This is a genomic window from uncultured Cyclobacterium sp., from assembly GCF_963976465.1.
Classification (GTDB): Bacteria; Bacteroidota; Bacteroidia; order Cytophagales; family Cyclobacteriaceae; genus Cyclobacterium.
In genome coordinates this window covers 1-6,942 of sequence record NZ_CAXBOC010000310.1, presented here as the reverse complement: position 1 = coordinate 6,942, position 6,942 = coordinate 1, and the positions used below count along the sequence as shown (strand labels likewise).

Sequence of the window (6,942 nt, the reverse complement as noted above, 5' to 3'; positions counted from 1 at the left end):
CCTTGCTTGGAGAAAAACTTTCTATCATTTCATCCAAAGCCCAAACCACACGGCACAGGATCCTTGGGATAATGAATGAACCTGAGTATCAGATCGTCTTCTCCGATACTCCGGGCATGCTTAAACCGAAATATGAACTGCACAAAAGCATGATGGGCTTTGTAAACCTTTCACTCGAAGATGCAGATGTAATCGTATTTGTTACAGATCTTTTTGAGAATGACGAAGAAATTGAAGATATTATCAAAAAAATAAATGCTGCAGCGGTTCCGGTATTACTTATCATTAATAAGATTGACCTGAACAAAGAGGAAAAGCTTGCTGAAGTAACCGAATATTGGACGGAAAAGATAAATGCCGATGTGGTAATTCCTATTTCTGCGCTGGAAGGGTTTAATCTTCAAAAGATTTTGCAGGAAATTCTGGATCGTTTGCCAGTACATCCACCATTTTATGACAAAGAAGAACTAAGTGACCGCCCCGAGCGTTTCTTTGCTTCCGAAATTGTCCGTGAGAAAATATTTGTACAGTATAAAAAAGAAATCCCATACAGTACTGAAGTCCGAATAGAAGATTTTGAAGAGACTGAAAATTTAATTCGAATGCGTGCTGTGATTTTTGTAGAAAGAGACAGCCAAAAAGGAATAATTATTGGAGACAAAGGGAAAGCACTGAAAAGAGTGGGGACACAAGCCAGGATTGAAATGGAGAAATTTTTTGGTAAAAAAGTTTTTCTTGAAACCTTCGTAAAGGTGGAAGATAACTGGAGAAAGAATAAAAATAAACTGAGAAAATTTGGTTACGACCAATAATAAATAAAATTATGGCCAATATAGTAGCAATTGTAGGGAGACCTAATGTGGGCAAGTCCACACTTTTTAATAGACTTGTAGAAGAAAGAAAAGCCATTGAAGACAACCTAAGTGGGGTGACCAGAGACAGGCATTACGGGCATGCACAGTGGGGAGGAAAGTTTTTCTCTGTAATTGACACCGGAGGATATGTCAAAGGGTCTGAGGATGTTTTTGAAAAAGAGATCCGTAAGCAAGTAAAATTAGCCATAGAAGAGGCTTCAGTGATCCTGTTTGTAGTGGATTGTATGGTAGGGCTTACCGATTTGGATGCAGAGTTTGCCAAAGAACTAAGAGGTACAGATAAGCCTGTTTTTATCGTGGCCAATAAGGCAGATAATATGGAGAGTATGCTGATGGCCAATGAGTTTTATGCCCTTGGGATAGGAGAGGAAATCATTTACCCGACTACCGGAACCAGTGGGAGTGGCTTGGGAGATTTACTGGATGATGTAATTCAAAAATTTCCTGATGAGGGAGAAAGAGACCCCGATGAAGGGATTCCTAAATTAGCGATTTTGGGTAGGCCAAATGTCGGTAAATCCTCTTTTCTAAATGCCTTAATAGGAAAAGAAAGATCCATCGTCACAGATGAGGCAGGAACAACCAGAGATGCTATCCATACACGCTACCAATTGTATGGGAAGGATTATATACTTACGGATACTGCCGGTATTAGAAAAAAATCCAAAGTAAAAGAAGACATTGAGTTTTATTCTGTCATGCGATCTTTAAGAACCCTTGAAGATTCGGATGTGATCATTATTATGGTGGATGCCACCAGAGGCTTGGAAGCTCAAGATGTTAACCTAATCTCTTTGTCTATAAAAAACAATAAAGGCTTGATGATCATGGTGAACAAATGGGATTTGGTGGAGAAAGACCATAAGACCATGCAAAAGTTTAAGGACAATATGACCGAAAAGTTGGGTGAAAATAAATGGATACCTATTATCTTTATTTCTGCACTTACCAAGCAAAGGATTTATCAAGCCATGGAATTGGCGATGAACGTTTATGATAATAAGCAAAGGAAAGTAGCTACATCTAAATTGAATGAGTTGTTATTACCGGAAATAGAAAAGTATCCACCGCCGGCAAATAAAGGGAAGTATATAAAAATTAAATACATTACCCAATTGCCTACCAAAAACCCGGTGTTTGCCTTTTTCTGTAACTTACCACAATATATTAAATCTCCTTATACCAGATTTTTGGAAAATAGGTTGAGAGAGAATTTTGATTTTACCGGAGTGCCAGTTAAAATTACCTATAAAAAGAAATAATTAAAGCCATGAAAACTCCCCTATATTCACTTTTATTATTGGCATTCCTATTTACTTGGAGTTGTACGAGCGACGCAGACAGCGAAAAGCCTCTGCTAGTATTGGCCAATACCGAATGGGAGCTTCAGGAGGCTACCTTAACAGGAAGAGGAACTGTTGAGGTGCCAGGCTCATCTACGAATGTGCCTGTAAGCATAGACGGAGTAGGTCAAGATTATGACATGAGCCTAACTTTCGGTGATGGCGATCAACTGGTTTCTGCCACCGGAAGTTTTGTATTTGATGTCTCGGTAAGTGCATTGGGAGTACCACTCCAAAGTGAGGAAATCCCAGTGAATGGTGTTGAAATCTTTTCGGGTAATTGGGAACTGATTGGTGATGAATTGGTAATTACGGATAATGAAGAGGCAGTAATACTAAATGTTGTTGACAATTCTGCAAATATGCTTAAGCTAAAAGGAGATATTGATGCTTCTGATTTTGAAAGCTTACAAGAAGAAGGGCTTACCGTGAGTGAATCCAGCATTGAAATCGTTCTGGTAAAATGAAAAATTAGCTCCTTGTAGCAAAAAAATAACCCGGGAAAAGAGTCGTTACAGACCCCTTTACCGGGTTATTTTTTTATGTAGTTGAAAAAGAATGGCCTTTATATTTGACTTACCTTTTGCATTCATAAGGAATATAGACCACCTTTTTGGTTTCAAAAAATGGTTCTTTGAAGTAGTCCTCAAGATGATAGCTTACATAATTTAGGTGTAGGGCTTCTAGTTCTTCATCCACATCTCCACCCTTTAAGTACAGAATTCCATTCTGGAACTCCTCATGAACATCTTCTTTTCTGAACCTGCCTTTTACCCAAGGATAAAATTTCTCCATTTGCGTTACGGCACGGCTTACTACAAAATGATATTTTCTACTCATTAAATTTTCAGCACGGACCTGTTGGGGCTCTACATTTTTTAAGCCCAACTGCTTGACCACATCTTTTACCACGGATATTTTTTTTCCTATGGAGTCCACCAGATGAAACTGAACTTCCGGAAAAAGAATAGCCAGCGGTATTCCCGGAAAACCTCCCCCGGTGCCTATGTCAAGTATTTTGGTTCCAGGCTTGAAAGAAACTGTCTTGGCGATGCCTAAAGAATGCAATACATGGTGAACATAGAAGCTGTCCATATCTTTCCTGCTGATAACATTAATTTTACTGTTCCAATCAAGGTAAAGTTCTCCCATGTGTGCAAACTGCTCCTTCTGTTGGGCGTTCAATTCAGGGAAGTATTGCTGGATCAGCTTGTGGTCTGGATTCATTGAATTAGATGTGTTTATTTTTCCCTTGAGCGATTTCTAGGAGCAATTCCCTGGAACGGTGCAGTTGTGCTTTTACTGTACCCAGAGGTTTGTCTAGTTCGGCGGCAATTTCGTCATAGGACAATTCGTCAAAATACCTGAGTTTTACTAGTTTTCGGTATTTTGCAGGTAGCTTGTCTACAAAGATTCTCACCATTTCTTTTCTTTGCGTTTTGATAAACTCATCCTGAGGATTGTTGTCATCATCTTCCACATCGATATTTACTGCATTGCCACCATCATCAGTCATGGTGTTGTTCAAACTCATCGTTTTGAGTTTTTTCTTGCGTATAAAATCTATGGTATTGTTGGTCGCAATTCTAAAGAGCCACGTACTAAACGTATAGTCTTTTTTGAATTTATGAAGATTTTTAAAGGCCTTAGCAAAAGCTTCCATTGTAAGGTCTTCGGCATCGTCAGCACCTCTGATCATTTTTAAGATCATAAAGTACACGGCCTTCTTGTACCGCTTCATGAGCGAGGCGTACGCTTGCTGGTCTTTGTCATTGACCGCTTTGTCGATCAATTCGAAATCTTCTAACGCTTTATCTGAAAAACTTCTTTCGTTTATTTCCATTTAACTGTTTTTGACAGATAACCTTTTGTTCCCAAGGTCCAAAAATAAATCATGTACATCAAATCAAAAAATAAGGTCCATATTACCTTCCCAGTCCCCTCTAATTTTTTTCTAACCCGGTGAATAATTAAATATTGGAGCATTGCTCTAAAGAAAACTAACCCCAATACCAGGGCAATTGGTTCCCAAGTGCTTTCAAGAATTACAATTCCTATAGCAGAAGACCAGAATACTAAATGACTTAACGAATACAAACCGAGTTTTAGTTTGTCTCTAGTACGATAATATTTGCCGGCATGGAAATGCCTTTTCTTTTGTGTAAAATAGTCCTTAAAATTGGTCTTAGGTTGAGAGATGGTGATGCTATCAGGCTGTGCAACAATTGCCGTGTTTGCTGCAGTGGCGTATTTGTTTACAAACAAGTCATCATCACCCCCTTCTATATGCCAGAGGGATTTAAAAGCCTTCTTTTCCATGAAAAAATCCTTTCGGTAACATAGGTTTCTTCCTACGCCCATAAAAGGAGACTTCCAATAACCGAAAGAAAAATAGTAAATGGCTGTCAATAAGGTTTCATATTGGATGATTTTGTTCAATAAGCCGGGAAGTGTCAGGTAAGAGCCATGACCAAGAGCAAAAGTTTTACCTTCATTGCGTATTGGAGCAGACATCCTTCTGATCCATTGTGAGGATACCGGCCTGCAATCTGCATCTGTCAATAGGATTGAATCGTATTTTGAAACTTTTATACCTAGTGTAAGGGCGTACTTTTTGGCTGTTACATGCTGGGGAGTGTACCGAATGTTTACAATTTTTAGCTGGTCATATTTGCTGGACAGTGCCCTTAAAATATCCTCAGATTCATCTGTTGAACAATCATTTACTACCAATACTTCGAAGGTAGGGTAGTCCTGCTTCATTAGTAAGGGTATAAGGTCATTCAGGTGTGCGGCTTCATTCTTTGCTGCAATAATTACAGTTACCCCACTCAAATTTAAGTCTTGCTCAGTTTCTTCCTGCCTTTTATAAAAAAATGCAAACCTGCCAAAAACTACCATCAAGTAAGTAAACTGTAGCCCTGCAGCCAAAAAAAATATCCACCATAATGTGTTTTCCATATTTATGCTTACTGTCAGTTCTATAAGATTAATTCAAAAAGCTCAAATTTTTGTTTTATTGCAGTTATTTTTGTGTTCCATTTGTGGCAAGCATTGACTTTCCGTTAGGCTTGTTTCAATTAAAAAGAGAACTGAATAGCTGAAGATCGAAATATAGCAAGGGAAAATATTGGGAAAAATGAAAATATTGACTTATTCTATAGTATTTTCAATGCCTAAGAATTTCACTACTGCCTAATTCGAATTCAAATATAATAAGTAAATGAGGGATAATTCAATGAAAGGGAGGAATGAAATTTAAACTTGTAAGTAAAGATCAAAAGTCAAAAGCCAGAGCCGGTGAAATACAAACCGATCATGGTACCATTCAAACACCGATCTTTATGCCTGTAGGGACCGCAGGTTCTGTGAAGGCTGTTCACCAAAGAGAATTGACTTATGATGTGAAAGCTCAGATTATTTTGGGTAATACTTATCACCTTTATCTTAGACCCGGTTTGGAAGTGCTTGAAAAAGCTGGAGGCCTGCATAAATTTATCGGCTGGTCTAGCCCTATCCTAACTGACAGTGGAGGGTATCAGGTTTTCTCCTTGGAAGGAAACAGGAAAATAAATGAAGAAGGGGTGGTTTTCAGATCCCATATCGATGGTTCAAAACATCATTTTACCCCGGAATCTGTAATGGATATACAGCGTACCATTGGAGCCGATATTATCATGGCCTTTGATGAATGTACCCCTTATCCTTGTGAATGGAGTTATGCCAAAAACTCCATGCATCTCACCCATAGGTGGTTGAAAAGATGCATAGAGCGCTTTGATAGCACTAGCGGGAAATATGGCTATAGTCAATCTTTGTTTCCTATTGTTCAGGGAAGTACTTTTAAAGATCTGCGACAGGATGCTGCGCGTTTTGTAAGTGATCAGGACAGAGAAGGCAATGCCATTGGAGGGTTGTCTGTCGGGGAGCCGGCCGAAATGATGTATGAAATGACAGATTTGGTGACGGATATATTGCCTGAAGAGAAACCCAGGTACCTTATGGGGGTAGGGACACCGGCCAATATTTTGGAATCCATAGCGCTTGGGATTGATATGTTTGATTGTGTGATGCCTACCAGGAATGCTAGGAATGGCATGCTCTTCACAACCGAAGGTATTATCAATATTCGGAATGAAAGGTGGAAAATGGATTTTTCACCCATTGACAGTGGCTTTCATTCTCATGTAAGTAATTTTTATTCGAAAGCCTACCTTAGGCACCTTACCATAAGTAAAGAAATGCTTGCTGCTCAAATCGCGAGCATTCACAATTTATCCTTCTATCTTTGGTTGGTGACACAGGCTAGAGAACGCATCCAAGCAGGAGATTTTACCTCTTGGAAAAATGCGATGGTAGAAAAAGTAAGCCGAAGATTATAAGATTCCTTTTAATGTAGCCGTTTCATTTGCAAGACTAGAGAAAGACCAATTGGTATGAAGTTATTGGATAAGTTAATCATCAAAGATTTTCTCAAAACCTATTTGTTTGTGGTTTTGATGTTGATTATGGTCGTTTTGGTACTAGATTTTACCGAAAAGAATGATACCTATATTCGGAATGAAGTGCCTGCTTCTGAGATTTTGCAATACATGCTCAACTATGGCCTTTATCTAAACAACTTACTTACACCAATTACCGTCTTTATTTCTGTGATCTTCATTACTTCTAAAATGGCAGGACGGACTGAGATCATAGCTATTCTCAGTAGTGGAGTGAGTTTT

At 38.7% G+C, this 6,942-nt stretch carries 8 protein-coding genes; 5 read left to right on the top strand and 3 right to left on the bottom strand.

The window, feature by feature from the left end; all coding sequences use genetic code 11:
- The 3 genes from era to AAC037_RS16385 all read left to right on the top strand — a co-directional run.
- Window positions 1-812: GTPase Era (era, locus tag AAC037_RS16395; RefSeq protein ID WP_339904052.1), on the top strand; the 812-nt coding region annotated here is incomplete at its 5' end.
- 11 nt (window positions 813-823) lie between these two features.
- The gene (der, locus tag AAC037_RS16390) at window positions 824-2,137 is read left to right on the top strand and encodes a ribosome biogenesis GTPase Der (protein ID WP_339904050.1); all 1,314 of its coding nucleotides are present in this window, start codon (window positions 824-826) and stop codon (window positions 2,135-2,137) included.
- 8 nt (window positions 2,138-2,145) lie between these two features.
- A complete protein-coding gene (locus AAC037_RS16385) occupies window positions 2,146-2,685 on the top strand; it encodes a hypothetical protein (RefSeq protein ID WP_339904048.1) in 540 nt (179 codons plus the stop codon).
- A 109-nt stretch (window positions 2,686-2,794) separates the two neighbouring features.
- Here the strand turns inward: AAC037_RS16385 and rsmG are convergent, their stop codons facing one another.
- The 3 genes from rsmG to AAC037_RS16370 are packed head-to-tail and all read right to left on the bottom strand — an operon-like array spanning window position 2,795 to window position 5,179.
- Entirely contained in the window at window positions 2,795-3,445 is a 651-nt protein-coding gene (gene rsmG / locus AAC037_RS16380) for a 16S rRNA (guanine(527)-N(7))-methyltransferase RsmG (protein WP_339904047.1), read from the bottom strand.
- A gap of 4 nt (window positions 3,446-3,449) precedes the next feature.
- Window positions 3,450-4,061 carry a sigma-70 family RNA polymerase sigma factor gene (locus tag AAC037_RS16375; protein WP_339904045.1) on the bottom strand — a complete coding sequence of 204 codons (612 nt, stop codon included), beginning with the start codon at window positions 4,059-4,061 and terminating at the stop codon, window positions 3,450-3,452.
- Window positions 4,052-5,179 (bottom strand): glycosyltransferase, encoded by a 1,128-nt coding sequence (locus AAC037_RS16370; protein ID WP_339904043.1) that lies wholly within the window; start codon window positions 5,177-5,179, stop codon window positions 4,052-4,054. Before AAC037_RS16370 ends, AAC037_RS16375 begins: the two co-directional genes overlap by 10 nt.
- A 290-nt stretch (window positions 5,180-5,469) precedes the next feature.
- Here AAC037_RS16370 and tgt point away from each other — a divergent pair, with 290 nt between their 5' ends.
- Both tgt and AAC037_RS16360 read left to right on the top strand, forming a co-directional pair.
- Window positions 5,470-6,600 carry a tRNA guanosine(34) transglycosylase Tgt gene (gene tgt / locus AAC037_RS16365; protein WP_339904041.1) on the top strand — a complete coding sequence of 377 codons (1,131 nt, stop codon included), beginning with the start codon at window positions 5,470-5,472 and terminating at the stop codon, window positions 6,598-6,600.
- Between the two features lie 54 nt (window positions 6,601-6,654).
- A partial coding sequence (locus AAC037_RS16360; protein WP_339904039.1) for an LptF/LptG family permease occupies window positions 6,655-6,942 on the top strand: 288 nt, incomplete at its 3' end.